This window comes from Ralstonia sp. Ralssp135 (assembly GCF_047304345.1).
Taxonomy (GTDB): Bacteria; Pseudomonadota; Gammaproteobacteria; order Burkholderiales; family Burkholderiaceae; genus Ralstonia; species Ralstonia chuxiongensis.
Genome location: NZ_JBGLYZ010000010.1, coordinates 1 through 16,553, shown reverse-complemented (window position 1 = coordinate 16,553; position 16,553 = coordinate 1). Strand labels below are relative to the sequence as shown.

Here is a 16,553-nt window from a genome sequence, read left to right as displayed (position 1 = left end):
CGCCTGCGCCGTACGCCTGCGTTTCCTTAGTCCCTTGCGAGCCCACGTTAACACGCGGCATGCGTCAGAAAGATGCACAAAGAAAAAGCCCGGGTATTGCCCGGGCTTGATGTTGCGATACGGCGGCAAACCTGCCGCTCTCAGTTTATGACTGACGGCCGCTGCAGGCGCCATCGGTGTATGGATCGGCGCGCCCCATCTTCGCCCCGTCGGTATAGGGGTCGGTGCGGCCCATTTTTGCGCCATCGGTGTAGGGATCAGCACGGCTGACCTTGGCTCCATCGGTATAGGGATCGGCGCTGCTCACCTTATGGGTGGCCTGATATGGATCGATCGAGCCGGCGTGCGCGACCGCCGCGCCTAGCGCCAGGGCCAAGCCGCTTGCGGCTGCAACCAAGGTGCGCGTTGCAAAGCGTTGCGTGGTGACTTGCATGAGGACTCCTTCGGTCATGACACTGCGAACATGACGTGCGCCGGCGTGACACACGTGTCCGCGTCGTTCACGCGGACATCATTTCGACCGGATAAACGAGCCGCCAGTTCTCCGGCGCGCTGCTTTGTCACGGGGCCGGCTACTCGATTACCTGTCATCCAAATCGACGCACGTGCCATGCCACGAGGGCGCCTGGCGCCAAAGAAAAAAGGCTCCCGAGGGAGCCTTCTTTTGGCGGATGCGCCGCTTAACGCCAGTGGCCCCAGTGGCGGCCGTCGTACCAGCGATAACGCGGGCCCCACCGGTACCAACCCGCGCCCACCACAATTGGTGCGGGGCCATAAGCGGGCGGACCGTAATACACGGGCGCCGGGGCGTAATACGCCGGAGGCGGCGGTGGCGCGTAGTAGACCGGAGGCGGCGGCGGGTAGTACACCGGTGCCGGTGCCACATACACAGGCGCCACCGGCACGCCAAACCCGATGCCGACGCTCACGTGCGCCGACGCCATCTGCGGCACGGCCAGCACTGCCAGTGCGGCTGCACCTGCAATCCACAGCAAATTGCGTCGAATCATCTTGATCACCTGCAGCTAAAGCGCCGAGCGAGTCCGTAGCCGGCGCGGAATACGGTATCTGTATTGTATTCAGGGCCGCTGACACAGGTGATACGGCACTGGCGAATTAGTAACAGAACGTAACGCCACTCCGCACATCACGCTCGCCCCGTCAGTTCAGCGCGGGGCTGCAGTCGAATTCGCCGGAGGCGATCATCGCCTCGGCATACGCTCTAGCGGCCTCAAGTGCGCTGGCGGCGCTCGGATATGTATTCGCCGACTCGCGCACGGTGGTGCGGGCTAACAGGGTCTCACCGTTACTGGCGCGCAAGATGCTCACTTCGGCGCGCCACGCTTGCGGCGAGAGTTCATAGGCAGATACTTCGATTTTGCAGTCGTCTCGGAAAGTCATGTGGCCTCCGGTTCGTATTGGATAGGTCGAGCTCCGTGTCAATGCACGAAGAGCCAGATCACCAGCAACACAAGCGCGGGAACACCCAAGAGCCACGCAACGAGATAGGGCATGACAACCTCCCACATGTTGATAGGCATGTAGGAAGTGTAGAGACGCGCGCACGGGAGGAGTGTCGAGCTCCGCCCGCGCCGTTTTGTAGGACTGTACCGAAATGACTGTCGGCCCACGCCGACGCTTCTCACCCGTACAGAGGAGCCTCAGCGTGCAGTACCGTCCTTGGCGGCTACGTCACTTGGGCTCGGGATACGGCTCGCTCCGGCCTCTTCAGCCGCCTCTGCCGCGGCCACTTCCAGGCCGACCGATGCTTTGAAGAAATTCACGGCGGCCTCGGCGCCAGGAGGCGCGGCGTCCACAAAATTTTCCGCGACGAAGCCCCATTGCCGGCGCACTTCGTCACCGTGTTGCTGCAAGGCGCGGGCGATCCCGTTTTGCGTCTCGACGCCGATCTCAACAAAGTTGCGCGTATAGCCAGAGACACGTTCGCCAGCCGGTTGCAGATAACGCGCTTGTGCATTCCACCATTCGCCGGCGTCGTGCGCACCGGCGGCGTCGTGCAGGCAGTGCTCCGTCTCGCCAAGACCGGTCTTGAGGGCCTGCAGATTGAGCCCGATCAAGCGATTGACGCCGTTCACGGCCTCTTCCGTGACTGCCATCCAGGTTTCGAGCTGCGATCGTTGCAGAACGCCGAGTTGCTCCAGAGTCATCATGTCGGTTACTCCCTCGTGAGATCGGTGAATACGTCCAGCATGTGCCGGGCGTTTCAGTGTAGCCGCGCACGATACCGATTTCCTTGACCTCAACCATTTGTCCTACAGGTGTTTCGGACGCCATCGCCTGCGGTGCCAGCCATGTGCGCGTTAGAGTGAATCGCATCCGTCACCAGACCACGGAGTCACGATGAAACGTCTCGCCGCTGCCCTGATTGCTACCGCCACCATTGCCGCCACACCGCAGGCATTCGCGCAGGTCGCGGGCCACGCTGCGCTAGGGGTATCCGTTACCGAACTCGATGCCGTCATCAAGGGCGTGAGTGTGAAGAAGCAGGTGCTGGGCAAGCCGGTCTACAACGAGGCCAAGGAGAAGGTCGGCAATGTGCAGGACTTGATCGTGACGCCGGAGAACGCCGTGTCGTTTGCCATCGTCGGTGCAGGCGGCTTCGTGGGCGTCGGCCGTCATGACGTAGCCATTCCTGTGAATCAGTTCCAGTACGACCAGGGCAGAATCGTGCTGCCGGGGGCTACCAAAGACGCCATCAAAGCGCTGCCGGAATTCAAATACGAGCGACAGCAAAAGCCTGCCAAGGCCTGATGCGCTTGGGAACTTTGTCCTCTGCAGCGGCGCTGAAGGTGTGGGAATCGACTGACAAGCCTTTCAGGCAACCTGACCTGCACATACTGGCGTGCGTGTTCTTGAATGAAGATACACAGACGACAAAAGGAGTTTGTTATGCGTGCCTTCGTATCCTTGATTCTGGCGGCCGCATTGGCATCCGTCAGCGGATGCGCGGACATGACGCCAAAGCAGCGCAACACTGCGCTAGGCGCAGCCGCAGGTGGTGTCGCCGGGGCGGCCATCTGGGGCGGTCCGGGCGCCACGCTGGGTGGTGCGGCACTGGGTGGCGTGGTCGGTAACGCCGTCACCAAGTAACCCCGCCAGAGCGCGCAGCGATGCGCGCGCTGCAAGCTCGGGCCAGGCCATGTCGCCTGGCCCTTTTTATTGCCTGAGAGCGGCGCAATGTCATCGCACATTCCCCTCATACGCATATGCGAATGCCGGCGCATAATCGGCGTTTTGCAACGGAGGCAATGTGCGATACGAGCAAGAAGGTTTTGGCGTGAGCAGCACACCGATCCTCAGTGTCGAAGGCCTGCGCAAACGTTACGGCGACCAGACAGTCGTCGACAACCTGAGCTTCAGCGTGCGGCGCGGCCAGTGCTTTGGCCTGCTCGGCCCGAACGGCGCGGGCAAGACCACCACGCTGCGCATGCTGCTCGGCATGACGATGCCCGATGCGGGCAGCCTGAGACTGTGCGACGAGCCCGTTCCCGAAGCCGCGCACCGTGCGCGCATGCGCGTAGGCGTCGTGCCGCAGTTCGACAATCTCGATCCTGATTTCTCCGTCTCGGAAAACCTGCGCATCTTCGGACGCTACTTTGGCCTGTCGTCCGCGACCATCCGCGAGCGCATCCCTACCCTGCTGGAGTTCGCGCGGCTCGAACAGAAGGCCGATGCGCCTGTACGCGCCCTCTCGGGCGGCATGAAGCGGCGGCTGACGGTAGCGCGCGCGTTGATCAACGACCCCGACATCCTCGTCATGGACGAGCCCACCACGGGGCTCGACCCCCAGGCGCGACACCTGATCTGGGAGCGCCTGCGCTCATTGCTCGCCGCCGGCAAGACCATCTTGCTGACCACGCATTTCATGGAAGAAGCCGAGCGCCTGTGCGATGAGCTCTGCGTGATCGACAACGGCCGGAAGATCGCACAAGGCAAGCCGCAAGAACTCATCGCACACGAAATCGGCTGCGACGTCGTTGAAGTCTACGGCGACGACCTCAACGCCCTGCGCGCGCTGCTCACGCCGCTCGCTGATCGCGTCGAAACCAGTGGCGAGACGCTCTTCTGCTATGCACGCGATCCTCAGCCGCTGGTCGCGGCGCTGCGCGCACAGTCAGAAAAGCACACCATGCCCGGGCTGCGCTACCTGCACCGCCCGGCCAATCTCGAAGATGTGTTCCTGCGCCTGACCGGCCGCGAAATGCGCGACTGAGAGAACCGCCTATGTCCACTGAAACCGCACTCACTCCAACGCACAAACAGGCCTTTCCGCAGCCGCTGCTGCCACTGAACTTTCGCAACTGGCAGTACGTCTGGCTGCGCAACTTCATGGTGTGGCGCAAGCTGGCCATTCCGTCGATGGCCGGCAATCTGGCTGACCCGATGATCTACCTGTTCGGCCTTGGGCTCGGCCTGGGCCTGCTGGTCGGGCGCGTCGACGGCGTGTCGTACATCGCATTCCTGGCAGCCGGCACGGTGGCGTCCAGCACGATGATGTCGGCGAGCTTTGAAGCGATGTACTCCGCGTTCTCGCGCATGCACGTACAACGTACGTGGGAAGCAATTCTGTACGCACCGCTCAGTCTGGGCGACGTGGTCCTCGGGGAGCTGTTCTGGGCTGCCAGCAAGTCGGTGCTCTCGGGCTTGGCGATCATGCTGGTTGCCGGTGCGCTCGGCTATGCGTCGATGCCGCAAGCGCTGCTCGCCCTGCCCGTCATCGTGCTGACCGGCTTTACCTTTGCCTGCCTGGCGATGAACATGACAGCGCTTGCGCCCAACTACGACTTCTTCATGTTCTACCAGACGCTGGTGATCACGCCGATGATGTTGCTCTCGGGCGTGTTCTTCCCACTGTCGCAACTGCCTGCGCCCGTGCGCGCGGCGACGAACGTACTGCCATTGCCGCACGCGGTGGATCTGATCCGCCCGCTGATGCTGGGCCGCACGCCCGACAACATCCTGCTGCACCTCGGCGTGCTGTTGCTGTACGCCGTTGGCGCGTTGCTGCTGTGCCTGTGGCTGCTGCGTCGTCGCATGCTCAAGTAAGGCGCAGTCCGAACAGCCAACAAAAAAGCCCGTCGCGATGACGGGCTTTTCCTTTGCTGCGTTCGAGACTCACTCGTTCACGGCAGAGCGCTGCAGATGCAATTGCGTACGCGGATCATCGTTCTGCGCATTCTCACGATCGGCTTTGGCCGAGCTGTTGCGCGCGGCCTCCAGGCGATCGAGGTACGCCTCGTCAATGTCGCCGGTCACGTACTTGCCGTCAAAGCATGACGCATCGAAATCCTTCAGCGCCGGATTGACGTCGCGCACGGCGCGCTTCATATCTTCCACGTCCTGGTACACAAGCTGGTCCGCGCCGATGATCTTGGCAATCTCTTCGTGCGTGCGGCCATAAGCCACCAGTTCGCCGCGCGTCGGCATGTCGATACCGTACACGTTCGGGAACTTCACCGGCGGCGCGGCCGAAGCGAAGATCACCCTCTTCGCGCCGGCATCGCGCGCCATCTGCACGATCTCCGACGACGTCGTGCCCCGCACGATGGAGTCGTCGACGATCAGCACGTTCTTGTCCTTGAACTCGATCGCCATGGCGTTGAGCTTCTGGCGCACGGACTTCTTGCGCACCGCCTGGCCCGGCATGATGAAGGTGCGGCCCACGTAGCGGTTCTTGAAGAAGCCTTCGCGATACGGCACGCCCAGGTGGTTGGCCACTTGCATTGCGGCCGGACGCGATGAATCCGGAATCGGCATCACCACGTCGATCTTGTCAGTCACCTCGCGCTTGATCTTCTCGGCTAGGTAATCGCCCATGCGCAGGCGCGCGTCGTACACCGACACGCCATCCATGCGCGAATCCGGACGGGCGAGATACACGTATTCAAAAATGCACGGCGAAAGCACCGGGTTCGCGGCGCACTGCTTGGTGTGCAGCTTGCCCTCGAGATCGATGAAGATGGCTTCGCCAGGGGCCACGTCGCGCTCGAACTTGAAGCCAATGCCTTCCAGCGCCACGGATTCCGAGGCAACCATATATTCGATGCTGCCCTCTGGCGTTTCCTGGCTGCCCAGCGCGAGCGGGCGGATGCCGAACGGGTCGCGCACAGCCAGCACGCCGTAGCCGGAAATCTCGGCAGCGATGGCGTACGAACCGCGCACGCGGCGGTGCAGGCCTTCCACCGCGGTGAAGATGGAATCGCGATTCAGCGGGATGTCGTTGCTGGCGCGCTGCAGCTCGTCGGCCAGCACATTGAGCAGCACTTCGGAGTCGGACTGCGTGTTGATGTGGCGGCGATCACGCCGGAACATCTCGTCGCGCAGTTGATCCGAGTTCGTCAGGTTGCCGTTGTGTGCCAACACGATGCCGAACGGCGCGTTGACATAAAACGGTTGGGCTTCTTCCTCGCTGGAGGAACCTGCGGTCGGGTAGCGCACTTGGCCGATGCCGCTCGTGCCGGGCAGGCCGCGCATGTTGCGCGTGCGGAACACGTCACGCACCATGCCATTGGCTTTGTGCATGTGGAAAGTGCTGCCTGAAGCGGTGGCAATGCCCGCCGCGTCTTGCCCCCGGTGTTGCAGGAGCAACAGACTGTCGTAGATCAGCTGATTGACGGGCGTGGCTGAAACCACCCCAACGATACCGCACATGTCGAACTCCAGCGAGAACGTATTTGGTGGCGCCCACACCCGTTGCGGGCGCCGAAAAGGCTTCCCCGGATTGCCTAGCTTGTGGCCAGACGCTCCAGATCAATAGTGAACATACTTCGCGACATCAGGGGGCAACAACGGCTTGGCTGCTTGTGCTGCCTGCTCCGCATAAGGCCTTGTAATCGCATCGCGCCAGAACGGCTGCTCAGGCAGGCTGGTAAAGCCGGCCACCGTCATCAACACGAGGATGATCACGCCACCGCGTGCCAACCCGAACACCATACCCAGACCGCGATCCGCCGGCTTGAGCCCCGCGCTCGCTAGCGCCGCCGAAAGTAGTGCGCCCACCAGCGAAGTTGCAATCACCGTCACGATAAACAGTAGGACGAAACCGAGAATGGTGCGTGCGACCGGCCCACCGGGCAGCGATTCCGGCATCCAGCCCGCCGCCACGCCTGAAAACGTGTACGCCACCCACGCGGCAAACAACCACCCGAGCAGCGCCAGCACTTCGCGGATCAGCCCGCGAAACAACCCAATCAGCGCCGACGTGACGATGATGAACAGCACACCGTAGTCAAAGAAAGTCGGTTGCATCGGGCAGCGGCTTGGATTGACTGAGGCGGAATGTGGCGTGACGAATCAGCAAATCTGGCGAGCGCGCTATGTACACGTTCGGCCGCATCGTCATTGCTGCACGAGTTTGGGCGTCAGGCCAATCTGCTCGGCACGCTTCTGCGCCGCTTCTGCAGACGCACGATCGTTGAACGGACCCGCTCGCAGCAAGGCCAGATCGCCCTTCTCAGGCACTTTCTTGTGTTCGATGTAACCCGGAATCTTCTCGCTCTTGAGCTTGCCCAACCAATTTCGGGCGCGGTCTTCGGAAGCGAACGCGCCGATCAGGAGAATGAACTTGCCACCGTTGGCATCGGTGCTCGCTGCGGCCGTTTGCTGTGTGGGCTGGGCTGCCGGTTGGGCAGGTTTCGCTGCGGGCTTGGATTCAGCAGGCGGCGTCGGACTGGTGACGGGCTTGGGCGGTGTCGCTGGCTTGGCTGCAGCCGGCGGGTTCTGAGCTGCGGGCGGCGCGTCATTGCTTGCAACAACCTCTTCGCCCTGGTCAAGCGCCTGCGCCTGATCCGTCGACGAAGCTGCAGGACGCGACGCGGAACGCCGGCTGGCGACCTTCGGCTCATCGGTCGAGGCCTTGGCGCCACGATCGACCGGCTGATCCTGGATCTGCACGGCCACCGCATCGGTCACGGGGCGCGGCTTGGCATCAAACACCAGGGGCAGCACGATCACGGCGGCGCCAACCAGTACCAAGGCGCCGATCAGCCGACGGCGAGCGCGTTGCTTTTGCGGGAGTTCGGGATCAAGACCGTCGTCGTCATCGTCGGTGCGACGGGAGGCGCGGCTGCGAGCATTCGACGATGCGCGCGAACCACGCACCGCAGCGCGAGCCACATCGGCAGCACTGCCGGCGGCTGCGCCGCGTGTGCGTTCGCCTTCAGCGTTCTTGCGGGAGGAGAAAATGGAAAACAGTCCCATGAGGGCCCCGGTTTTAGTGCGCGCGACTCTTGCGCTCCGCCAGCACGCCGGCAACGGTGTAGAACGATCCGAAGACCACGATTCTATCATCCTCGGTGGCCCGCTCCATGGCGTTGCGATAGGCTGTGGCGGGATCGCTGAATGTGCTCACGCTCGATTCCTTGCCTGCGCGGAAACCGGCGTCGGTCAGCGCCTGCGCCAAGTTTGCAGCGGTCGCAGCGCGCGGCGTCGGCAAGTCGGTCAGGCACCAGTGATCGACCTTGTCCAGCATGTGCCGGAGTACACCTTCGATGTCCTTGTCCTGCATCGCACCGAACACCGCGTAGGTGTAGCGGTAGAAACCCATGTTCTCGAGGTTCTGGCCCAGCGCGGCCGAGGCGTGCGGGTTGTGTGCGACGTCCAGGATCACGGACGGACGCCCCGGCAGAACCTGGAAGCGCCCCGGCAGCACCACCTGCGACAGCCCCAGACGCACGTCCTGCGCCGAGATCGGCAACCGATCGCGCACTGATTCCAAAGCAGCCAGCGCTGCCGACGCATTCAGCAGTTGGTTCGCCCCGCGCAATGCGGGATAGCCCAGGCTCGGCCAACGGCGCCCGCGGCCGCTAAAGCCCCACTGCTGCTTGTCACCTTGGAAGTTGAAATCGCGACCGATCAGCCAGAGATCCGCGCCAACGGCTTCAGCGTGCTTGACCAGGGAGATGGGCGGCACCGGGTCAGAGCAGATCGCCGGCTTGCCCACGCGGAAGATGCCGGCTTTCTCAAAGCCGATCGCCTCGCGGGTATCGCCCAGGTAGGCCATGTGATCGAGATCGACGCTGGTGATGATGGCGCAATCGGTATCGACAATGTTGACCGCGTCCAACCGGCCACCCAGGCCGACTTCCAGGATCACCGCATCAAGGCCCGCATTGGCGAACAGATGCATGATCGCCAGCGTCGTGAATTCGAAATAGGTCAGGCTGACAGGTTCGGGGAAGCTACAGCGCGCACGCTCCACGGCCTCGAAGTGCGGCAGCAACATCGCGTCTGTGGCGATCTCGCCATTCACGCGAGCACGCTCGTTAAAGTCGATCAGGTGCGGCGAAGTATGGCAACCCACCTTGAAGCCGGCCGCCAGCAGGATCGCCTCCAGCATCGCGCAGGTCGAGCCCTTGCCATTGGTGCCGCCCACCGTGAAGACGACTGACTTGAATTCCAGCCCGAGCGCCTCGCGCACGCGACTGATGCGGGCCAAGCCCATGTCGATGCCGACCGGGTGTGCGATTTCCAGGTGGGCCAGCCAGTCGGGCAACGTGTCGAATGTAGGCATGCGAAATAAGTGGCGCGGCTTCAGGGAAACGGGCCGCGCAAAAACAAGAAGCGCGGACTCACGCCCGCGCTTCGGTTCAACAGATGTGCTGCATCAGGCCAGTGCGTCGGCTGGTTGCTTCTGCAGGAGCGCCAGGAGCTCGGCGATCTCGCGACGCATGTTGCGGCGATCGACAATCATGTCGATGGCGCCCTTCGTCAGCAGGAACTCAGCGCGCTGGAAGCCTTCCGGCAGTTTCTCGCGCACGGTCTGCTCGATCACGCGCGGGCCGGCAAAGCCGATCATTGCCTTGGGCTCGGCGATCACCACGTCGCCCATGAATGCGAAGCTGGCTGACACACCGCCCGTGGTGGGATCGGTCAGTACGCTGATGAACGGCAGCTTGGCTTGCGCCAGCTTCTGGACCATCGCAGTGGTCTTGGCCATTTGCATGAGCGACAGCAGGCTTTCCTGCATGCGCGCGCCGCCCGACGCCGTCACGCAGATGAACGGCACCTTCTGTTCCAGCGCCATCTGCGCGCCACGCGCGAAGCGCTCGCCCACCACCGAGCCCATCGAGCCCGTCATGAACTCGAACTCGAAGCAAGCCACCACCACCGGCAGCGCATGGATGGCGCCGCCCATCACGACCATGGCATCGGTCTCGCCGGTGTTGTCCATGGCCGCCTTGATGCGGTCGGGGTACTTTTTGCTGTCCTTGAACTTCAGCGCGTCGACCGGGAGGATCTCCTGGCCCAGCTCATAGCGGCCTTCGGCGTCCAGCAGCGCGTCCAGACGCGCACGCGCGCCAATGCGCATGTGGTGGTCGCACTTCGGGCAGACGTGCAGATTGGCTTCGACGTCGGTACGGTACAGCACCGACTCGCAGGCCGGGCATTTGACCCAAAGGCCTTCCGGAATGCCCTTGCGTTGCGACGGATCGGTCTGTTGGATCTTGGGCGGAAGCAGTTTGTCCAGCCAGCTCATGCGTGCTCCTTGAATGCGGTGTCGCCGAGATCAGGCGTCGAGCGCCTGGCGAATCTCCGCGATGAAATCAGTCAAGTATTGTACCGCTTGTTCGCGAGGTGCTTCTTCAAGCAATTGCACAATGCGGGATCCGATGACCACCGCATCGGCCACGCCGCTGATCGCACGTGCCGTTGCCGCATCACGGATACCGAAACCGACGCCCACCGGCAACCGCGCGTGCTGGCGGATTTGTGGGATGCGTGCCGCCACAGCGTCGAGGTCGATGGTGGCCGCGCCGGTCACACCTTTGAGCGACACGTAATAGATGTAGCCACTCGCCACGCGGGCGATCTGGGCGATGCGCGCTTCGGTGGACGTGGGCGCCAGCAGGAAGATCGGATCAATGCCGGCGGCGCGCATGGTGTTGGCAAAGGCCTCGCACTCTTCGGGCGGATAGTCGACCACGAGCACGCCGTCCACGCCCGCTTCGGATGCAGCCTTGGCAAAGGCCTCCACGCCCATGCGCTCGATCGGGTTGGCGTAACCCATGAGCACCACGGGCGTCGTTGAATCTGTGGTGCGGAATGTGCGCACATACTCCAGCACCGTGCGCAGGCCGACTTTGTTGGCCAATGCGCGCTCCGACGCACGCTGGATGACAGGGCCGTCGGCCATCGGGTCTGAGAACGGCACGCCCAGTTCGATGACGTTGGAGCCGCCCTTGACCAGCGCGTGCATCAGGTCGACGGTCATCTCGGGGTACGGATCGCCCGCCGTGATGAACGGAATCAGGCCCTTGCGACCCTGTGCGGACAACTGCGAAAAAGTTTGAGCAATGCGGGACATAGCGGGATCAGTGTGTCAGGCGACCTTGATGGTGTCGGGCGCCGGAGATTCAGTCGGTTGGGCGGCAAATTCGGCAGCGGCATGCACGGCAGCCACCCGCTCGCGCGCCACGCGGCAATAGTCGGCGTTGATCTCGAAGCCGGCGAAACGGCGACCAAGCCGCGCACATGCCGCAGCCGTGGTGCCGCTGCCCAGAAACGGGTCCAGCACCAGGCCGCCCGGCGGGCAGCTTGCCAGGATCATGCGTTCCACCAGTTCCAACGGCTTCTGCGTCGGATGCTCGGCGCGCTCCGGGTCTTGCCGGTGCAGGCGCGACACGCTCCACACGTCTTTCGGGTTGCAGCCGACTTCCAGCCACTTCTTGCCCTCGAAACGCTTGCGGCTGCGCGCTTTCTTCGTCTCGGCGTCGTACGGAATGCGCACGGCGTCGACGTCGAAGTAGTACTCGCGTGACGCGGCAAAGAAGCCGATGTTGTCGTGCACCGATGAGAACTTGCGCGTGCTGCCGCCCATGCTGGGCACGCGACGGTCCCAGATGATCTCGTTGACCATCGTGAGACGCCGCTTGAGCATCACGAACAATTCCGGCGCGTATTGCCACGTGCAGAACAGGTAGAGCGATCCGTTGCGCGCCAGCTTAGGCCGCACCGCATCGATCCAGCGTTCGGACCAGGCGAGGTACGCGTCGCCCGACAGCTTGTCGGAGTCGTTGCCGTAATCCTTGCCCAGCCCGTACGGCGGATCGGCGATGACGAGGTCCACACTGCCGTCGGCCAGATGCTCGACCCCGGTAATGCAGTCCTCGTTGAAGATGCCGTCGATGGCGCGCTCGGTCATGCGTGTGCCAGTGCCGTTAGAGTTTGATGCCGGAGAATTCGGCGACGGTATGCATATCCTTGTCGCCGCGGCCGGACAGGTTCACCAGCAGGATCTTGTCCTTCGGCAGCGTCGGCGCCAGCTTGCATGCATACGCCAGCGCATGGCTCGATTCCAACGCCGGGATAATGCCCTCCATGCGACACAGGTCGTGGAAGGACTGCAGCGCTTCCTTGTCGGTAATGCCGACGTATTCCGCGCGCTTCACATCCTTCAACCACGCATGTTCCGGGCCGACGCCCGGATAATCGAGCCCGGCCGAGATCGAATGCGTCTCGATGATCTGGCCGTCTTCATCCTGCAGCAGATAGGTGCGGTTGCCGTGCAGCACGCCCGGTGAACCGCCCGTGAGCGACGCGGCGTGGCGGCCAGTCTCAATGCCCTCGCCTGCTGCTTCAACGCCGATCAGCTTCACGTCGGCATGGTCGATGTACGGATAGAAGATGCCCATGGCGTTGGAGCCGCCGCCCACGCAGGCGATAACGGCGTCCGGCTGGCGCCCAATCATCTCCGGCATCTGCACTTTGCATTCCTCGCCGATCACGGCCTGGAAGTCGCGCACCATCATCGGGTACGGATGCGGGCCCGCCACCGTACCGATGATGTAGAAAGTGTCCGCCACGTTGGTCACCCAGTCGCGCATCGCTTCATTCAGCGCGTCTTTGAGTGTGCGCGAGCCCGACTCCACCGGCACCACGGTCGCGCCCAGCAGCTTCATGCGATAGACGTTGGCGGCCTGGCGGCGCACGTCTTCGCTACCCATGTAGACGACACATTCCATGCCGTAGCGCGCGGCAATCGTGGCCGTGGCCACGCCGTGCTGGCCCGCACCCGTCTCGGCAATCACGCGTGGCTTGCCCATGCGGCGTGCCAGCAGCGCTTGGCCGATCACGTTGTTCACCTTGTGCGCGCCGGTGTGGTTCAGGTCTTCGCGCTTGAGGTAGATCTGCGCGCCGCCGCAGTGTTCGGTCAGACGGCGAGCGTGATAGATGGGCGACGGGCGGCCGACGAAATGCTTCAGCTCGTATTCGTATTCCTTGACGAATTCTGGATCGTGCTGGTAGCGCGCGTAGGCGTCGCGCAATTCATCGAGCGCGTGGGACAGCGTTTCCGCAACGAAGGTGCCGCCGTAGGGGCCGAAATGGCCGTGGGCGTCGGGCAGGTTGTACATGGCAATCTCTCGAGGCATCCGCCGAGGTCAGGATGAAGACCTGTCGGCGGAGATATTCAGGAAGGCGTACGTCGCGAGAAACCTGCCAGATCGGCTCAGGTCTGAATCGATGCGCCCAGGGCTGCATCGGCCTCGCGGACCGCACGCACAAATGCGGTCATCCGGGCGTGGTCTTTCACGCCCCGTGCGGCCTCGATCCCGCTGCTGACGTCAACAGCGTACGGCCGCACGCGTTCAATCGCGCCAGCGACGTTTTGCGCGCTCAACCCACCACTCAAAACGAGCCGAGGAGCGGCGCTTGTGGTTGGCAAGGATGGCGATTGCGGGAGCCATTGCGGAGGAATGAGGGTCCAGTCGAATACATGGCCGCCGCCGCCATAGCCCTCAACAAATGCGTCGAGCAGCAGGCCTTGAGCAGCGGCAAACCGATCGGCGAATTCTACCAAATCGGCCCCGGGCTGAACACGCAGGGCGCGCAGCCACGGCAGCCCCACCTTTCCGGCAATCTCGGCGCACAGCTCTGCCGGCTCGTCACCGTGAAACTGAAGCAGCGTAAGCGGCACTTGGTCGAGCACGCGCGCCACGTCGTCCGCGCTGGCGTTGACGAACAGGCCCGTCACGGTGACGAACGGACCAGCACGGCGGGCCAGCTCTGCCGCACGTTCAGCGGCGACGTAACGCACGCTGGGCGGATAGAAGACGAGCCCGATTGCATCGGCGCCGAGCTCGACGGCGTGATCGACGTCGGCCGGCTGGGTCAGGCCACACAGCTTGATACGGGTACGGTGCAACGGCATGGTGGATGCGGAATTCACGAGCCGGCGTGTTCGTCGAACACGCCACGAAACAGGCTGGACGATGCCGGAGAAGCCGGCAACGAGAAGACATCAGGATAGCCGACCTCGGCCAGATACAACCCGTCGGGCATGAAAGTCGGGGCGGCGGCGACGCGGCTACGGGCAGCCAGCACATCGCGCATCCAGGAAGCCGGCTGCCGGCCGCGCCCGATCGCCACCAGGCACCCCATGATGTTGCGCACCATGTGATGGAGGAATGCACTGCCGCGAATACGCACGAATACCCACTCGCCCTCGCCTCGCAACTCGATCGAGTACATCGTTTTGACGGGCGACTTGGCTTGGCATTCGGCCGCACGGAACGACGAAAAATCGTGCTCACCGACCAGCACCTGCGCGGCCTCGTTCATGGCTGCCACGTCAAGGGATTGGCCGGGCGGCAGCATCACGTAGCCGGCCTTATCTTCGAGCAACGGCGCGCGCGTCGGGCCGAAGGTCAGCGCGTAGTAATACGTGCGGCGATGTGCGGAGAAGCGCGCGTGAAAATCCTCCGGCATCTCCCGCGCCCATCGCACAGCCACCGTGGGGGGCAGAAAGGCGTTGGTGCCGCGCACCCACGAAAACGGCTCGCGCACGAGGTCGGTATCCAGGTGGACGACCTGGCCCAGCGCATGCACCCCTGCGTCGGTGCGGCCGGCCACCGTGGTCGGCAGCGCCACGCCGGCAAACTGCCGCAATGCCGCCTCCAGCGCGTCCTGCACGGTGTTGCCGTGCGGCTGCGATTGCCAACCCGAAAACGCGGCACCGTCGTACTGAATGCCAAGCGCGATGCGCGTCATGCCGTGTGAATCCTCGTGCGGAAAGAAAAACGCCGGCAGGATACCACCCTGCCGGCGCTGTCGATGGCGTAAAACGCGTTGCGTCAGCCGATCTGGCGCATCAAGGCTTGCGCCTCGGCGTGGAACGACGGATCGCCCAAATCCAGCACTTCCTGCAGCAGTTCGCGAGCGCCTTCCTTGTCGCCAATCTCGATGTAGGCCTTGGCCAGATCGAACTTGATCTGCAGATCGCGCACACCGTCGGCACCATGCTCGCCGGACAGCGTGTGCGGCAGGTTGGTGTCCAGACGGATGGCCGATTGCGGCTCGTCGTTCGCGACCTCCGCGTGATGCGGCTCGGACTCGAAGCGCATCGGAGCCTGCGACAGGTCAGTCGGCTGAGCCCAGCTCGGCAGGCTTTCCTCTGCTGCAACCGAGGCTGCCGGAGCAGCCGTTTCTGCGGCGGGCGGCGTCGGGTTCAGATCCAGCGACAAGTCCGACAGATCCATGTGCAGCGGGGGCGCGGCCACGGGCTGATAAGCCTCGCCAGCGTGCGCGTTGAACTGCGGCAGATCCGCTTCGGGTTCGGCATGCACCTTGAAGATGTCCGATGCTTCTTCCGGCGCGGTGATCGGCTCGCCTGCTGCCGGCGCCGGGAACGACTCCAGCGGCAGATCGAAATCGGCCAGTTGCGGTGCCTTGGTCGACGGCGAGGACGGGTCCAGATCCGGAGACAGCGTAGTCCAGTCGTCCCCACGGCGGGTGGTCTGCCCCGTCACCGTCGGGCTGAAGGCTTCGGCAGCCACCGCGGCGCCCACACCGGCCAGCGCAGCGGCACCTGCCACTGCGGCGCCAGCGTGGCTCGGCTCTGCATGTGCTTCGGCGCCCGGATGGTTTCCATCACCCTGCACCGTCAGGTACAACGGGTTAGCCGGATCGAACTTGCGGCCCATCGCAGCAGCCTCTGCCCATTCCGACGAGGCCGCGCCAACTTGCGCCAGCATCTCTTCAGCAATGGTCTGGAAGCCATGGGCGTCCTGACGATTGGCGTAAATTTCCATCAACTTCAGGCGAATGGCTTGGCGCTCCGGATGCTGCTCCAGGGCCTCGCGCAGGATTTCTTCGGCTTGTACGTCGCGACCGTAGGCGATGTAGACATCGGCCTCGGCAATCGGGTCGACTTCATTGCTCTCGTTGCCGCCGCCAATGCGGAAATCCGCACCGAACACGCTGTGCTGCGAGGTGTCGACGCTTTGACCACCTGCCGCGCCAAACAGCGAGTTGGCACCCGCCATCACGGTGCTTTCCTGCGACAACAGGCTGTCCTGGAAGCCATGTGCCTGCTCAGGCTTCTGCTGGCGACGGCGATACACAACCAGACCACCCAGCAAGGCGACCACCAAGCCACCCAGGCCCAGGGCCATCGGGTTGCCCAGCAGCGACGAGAGGAACGATTCCTCTTGAATCGGGGGCGGCGGAGCCACCACGACGGGCGCCTTCTTCGGCGCGGCGGCGGGAGCCGAGGCAGCCGCCATCGAGGCGCTGGCCGCCTGCGGTGCCGAGGC

General features: G+C 63.6%; 19 protein-coding genes. 4 read left to right on the top strand and 15 right to left on the bottom strand.

The window, feature by feature from the left end:
- Nucleotides 1-145 precede the first annotated feature (145 nt).
- The 4 genes from ACCD03_RS09675 to ACCD03_RS09660 form a co-directional block, all read right to left on the bottom strand.
- Nucleotides 146-433, bottom strand: a complete 288-nt coding sequence (locus tag ACCD03_RS09675) for a hypothetical protein (RefSeq protein ID WP_253540070.1) — start codon at nucleotides 431-433, stop codon at nucleotides 146-148.
- 247 nt (nucleotides 434-680) lie between these two features.
- A complete protein-coding gene (locus tag ACCD03_RS09670) occupies nucleotides 681-1,010 on the bottom strand; it encodes a hypothetical protein (protein WP_045203334.1) in 330 nt (109 codons plus the stop codon).
- 151 nt (nucleotides 1,011-1,161) lie between these two features.
- Entirely contained in the window at nucleotides 1,162-1,401 is a 240-nt protein-coding gene (locus ACCD03_RS09665) for a hypothetical protein (RefSeq protein WP_045203294.1), read from the bottom strand.
- Nucleotides 1,402-1,661: 260 nt separating this feature from the next.
- On the bottom strand, nucleotides 1,662-2,171 hold the full coding sequence (locus ACCD03_RS09660) for a phasin family protein (protein ID WP_045203295.1): 510 nt from the start codon (nucleotides 2,169-2,171) through the stop codon (nucleotides 1,662-1,664).
- 190 nt (nucleotides 2,172-2,361) lie between these two features.
- On the opposite strand from ACCD03_RS09660, the gene ACCD03_RS09655 reads away from it, so the two are divergent.
- The 4 genes from ACCD03_RS09655 (at nucleotide 2,362) to ACCD03_RS09640 (ending at nucleotide 5,067) form a co-directional block, all read left to right on the top strand.
- The gene (locus ACCD03_RS09655; protein ID WP_045203296.1) at nucleotides 2,362-2,772 is read left to right on the top strand and encodes a PRC-barrel domain-containing protein; all 411 of its coding nucleotides are present in this window, start codon (nucleotides 2,362-2,364) and stop codon (nucleotides 2,770-2,772) included.
- A gap of 138 nt (nucleotides 2,773-2,910) precedes the next feature.
- Entirely contained in the window at nucleotides 2,911-3,111 is a 201-nt protein-coding gene (locus ACCD03_RS09650; protein WP_004634401.1) for a glycine zipper 2TM domain-containing protein, read from the top strand.
- A 160-nt stretch (nucleotides 3,112-3,271) separates the two neighbouring features.
- Entirely contained in the window at nucleotides 3,272-4,234 is a 963-nt protein-coding gene (nodI, locus tag ACCD03_RS09645) for a nodulation factor ABC transporter ATP-binding protein NodI (protein WP_325655236.1), read from the top strand.
- Between the two features lie 11 nt (nucleotides 4,235-4,245).
- Nucleotides 4,246-5,067: an ABC transporter permease gene (locus ACCD03_RS09640; RefSeq protein WP_316676822.1), complete on the top strand. Its 822-nt coding sequence runs from the start codon at nucleotides 4,246-4,248 to the stop codon at nucleotides 5,065-5,067.
- Between the two features lie 69 nt (nucleotides 5,068-5,136).
- On the opposite strand, the gene purF is transcribed toward ACCD03_RS09640, so the two are convergent.
- From purF to ACCD03_RS09585, 11 genes are all read right to left on the bottom strand, one after another.
- Nucleotides 5,137-6,672, bottom strand: a complete 1,536-nt coding sequence (purF, locus tag ACCD03_RS09635; protein ID WP_045203299.1) for an amidophosphoribosyltransferase — start codon at nucleotides 6,670-6,672, stop codon at nucleotides 5,137-5,139.
- 99 nt (nucleotides 6,673-6,771) lie between these two features.
- Nucleotides 6,772-7,269 carry a CvpA family protein gene (locus tag ACCD03_RS09630; RefSeq protein WP_102067533.1) on the bottom strand — a complete coding sequence of 166 codons (498 nt, stop codon included), beginning with the start codon at nucleotides 7,267-7,269 and terminating at the stop codon, nucleotides 6,772-6,774.
- A 90-nt stretch (nucleotides 7,270-7,359) separates the two neighbouring features.
- Nucleotides 7,360-8,220: an SPOR domain-containing protein gene (locus ACCD03_RS09625; RefSeq protein ID WP_253540078.1), complete on the bottom strand. Its 861-nt coding sequence runs from the start codon at nucleotides 8,218-8,220 to the stop codon at nucleotides 7,360-7,362.
- Nucleotides 8,221-8,233: 13 nt separating this feature from the next.
- On the bottom strand, nucleotides 8,234-9,532 hold the full coding sequence (gene folC, locus ACCD03_RS09620; RefSeq protein ID WP_413411420.1) for a bifunctional tetrahydrofolate synthase/dihydrofolate synthase: 1,299 nt from the start codon (nucleotides 9,530-9,532) through the stop codon (nucleotides 8,234-8,236).
- A 93-nt stretch (nucleotides 9,533-9,625) separates the two neighbouring features.
- The gene (gene accD / locus ACCD03_RS09615) at nucleotides 9,626-10,498 is read right to left on the bottom strand and encodes an acetyl-CoA carboxylase, carboxyltransferase subunit beta (RefSeq protein WP_024975356.1); all 873 of its coding nucleotides are present in this window, start codon (nucleotides 10,496-10,498) and stop codon (nucleotides 9,626-9,628) included.
- A 30-nt stretch (nucleotides 10,499-10,528) separates the two neighbouring features.
- The gene (gene trpA / locus ACCD03_RS09610) at nucleotides 10,529-11,326 is read right to left on the bottom strand and encodes a tryptophan synthase subunit alpha (RefSeq protein ID WP_253540082.1); all 798 of its coding nucleotides are present in this window, start codon (nucleotides 11,324-11,326) and stop codon (nucleotides 10,529-10,531) included.
- 15 nt (nucleotides 11,327-11,341) lie between these two features.
- Complete coding sequence (locus tag ACCD03_RS09605) at nucleotides 11,342-12,163, bottom strand: DNA-methyltransferase (protein WP_413411419.1); 822 nt, start codon at nucleotides 12,161-12,163, stop codon at nucleotides 11,342-11,344.
- Nucleotides 12,164-12,179: 16 nt separating this feature from the next.
- Entirely contained in the window at nucleotides 12,180-13,373 is a 1,194-nt protein-coding gene (gene trpB, locus ACCD03_RS09600; RefSeq protein ID WP_045203305.1) for a tryptophan synthase subunit beta, read from the bottom strand.
- Nucleotides 13,374-13,468: 95 nt separating this feature from the next.
- Nucleotides 13,469-14,188 (bottom strand): phosphoribosylanthranilate isomerase, encoded by a 720-nt coding sequence (locus tag ACCD03_RS09595; RefSeq protein WP_413411418.1) that lies wholly within the window; start codon nucleotides 14,186-14,188, stop codon nucleotides 13,469-13,471.
- The gene (gene truA, locus ACCD03_RS09590) at nucleotides 14,185-15,009 is read right to left on the bottom strand and encodes a tRNA pseudouridine(38-40) synthase TruA (protein WP_253540087.1); all 825 of its coding nucleotides are present in this window, start codon (nucleotides 15,007-15,009) and stop codon (nucleotides 14,185-14,187) included. The genes ACCD03_RS09595 and truA overlap by 4 nt, the downstream gene beginning before the upstream one ends.
- 83 nt (nucleotides 15,010-15,092) lie before the next feature.
- A partial coding sequence (locus tag ACCD03_RS09585; RefSeq protein ID WP_413411417.1) for a FimV/HubP family polar landmark protein occupies nucleotides 15,093-16,553 on the bottom strand: 1,461 nt, incomplete at its 5' end.

Bases quoted from the DNA above. Each gene is read 5' to 3' on its own strand.
- ACCD03_RS09675 (WP_253540070.1), bottom strand. From the start codon at position 433: ATGCAAGTCACCACGCAACGCTTTGCAACGCGCACCTTGGTTGCAGCC.
- ACCD03_RS09670 (WP_045203334.1), bottom strand. From the start codon at position 1,010: ATGATTCGACGCAATTTGCTGTGGATTGCAGGTGCAGCCGCACTGGCA.
- ACCD03_RS09665 (WP_045203294.1), bottom strand. From the start codon at position 1,401: ATGACTTTCCGAGACGACTGCAAAATCGAAGTATCTGCCTATGAACTC.
- ACCD03_RS09660 (WP_045203295.1), bottom strand. From the start codon at position 2,171: ATGATGACTCTGGAGCAACTCGGCGTTCTGCAACGATCGCAGCTCGAA.
- ACCD03_RS09655 (WP_045203296.1), top strand. From the start codon at position 2,362: ATGAAACGTCTCGCCGCTGCCCTGATTGCTACCGCCACCATTGCCGCC.
- ACCD03_RS09650 (WP_004634401.1), top strand. From the start codon at position 2,911: ATGCGTGCCTTCGTATCCTTGATTCTGGCGGCCGCATTGGCATCCGTC.
- ACCD03_RS09640 (WP_316676822.1), top strand. From the start codon at position 4,246: ATGTCCACTGAAACCGCACTCACTCCAACGCACAAACAGGCCTTTCCG.
- purF (WP_045203299.1), bottom strand. From the start codon at position 6,672: ATGTGCGGTATCGTTGGGGTGGTTTCAGCCACGCCCGTCAATCAGCTG.
- ACCD03_RS09630 (WP_102067533.1), bottom strand. From the start codon at position 7,269: ATGCAACCGACTTTCTTTGACTACGGTGTGCTGTTCATCATCGTCACG.
- ACCD03_RS09625 (WP_253540078.1), bottom strand. From the start codon at position 8,220: ATGGGACTGTTTTCCATTTTCTCCTCCCGCAAGAACGCTGAAGGCGAA.
- folC (WP_413411420.1), bottom strand. From the start codon at position 9,532: ATGCCTACATTCGACACGTTGCCCGACTGGCTGGCCCACCTGGAAATC.
- accD (WP_024975356.1), bottom strand. From the start codon at position 10,498: ATGAGCTGGCTGGACAAACTGCTTCCGCCCAAGATCCAACAGACCGAT.
- trpA (WP_253540082.1), bottom strand. From the start codon at position 11,326: ATGTCCCGCATTGCTCAAACTTTTTCGCAGTTGTCCGCACAGGGTCGC.
- ACCD03_RS09605 (WP_413411419.1), bottom strand. From the start codon at position 12,163: ATGACCGAGCGCGCCATCGACGGCATCTTCAACGAGGACTGCATTACC.
- trpB (WP_045203305.1), bottom strand. From the start codon at position 13,373: ATGTACAACCTGCCCGACGCCCACGGCCATTTCGGCCCCTACGGCGGC.
- truA (WP_253540087.1), bottom strand. From the start codon at position 15,009: ATGACGCGCATCGCGCTTGGCATTCAGTACGACGGTGCCGCGTTTTCG.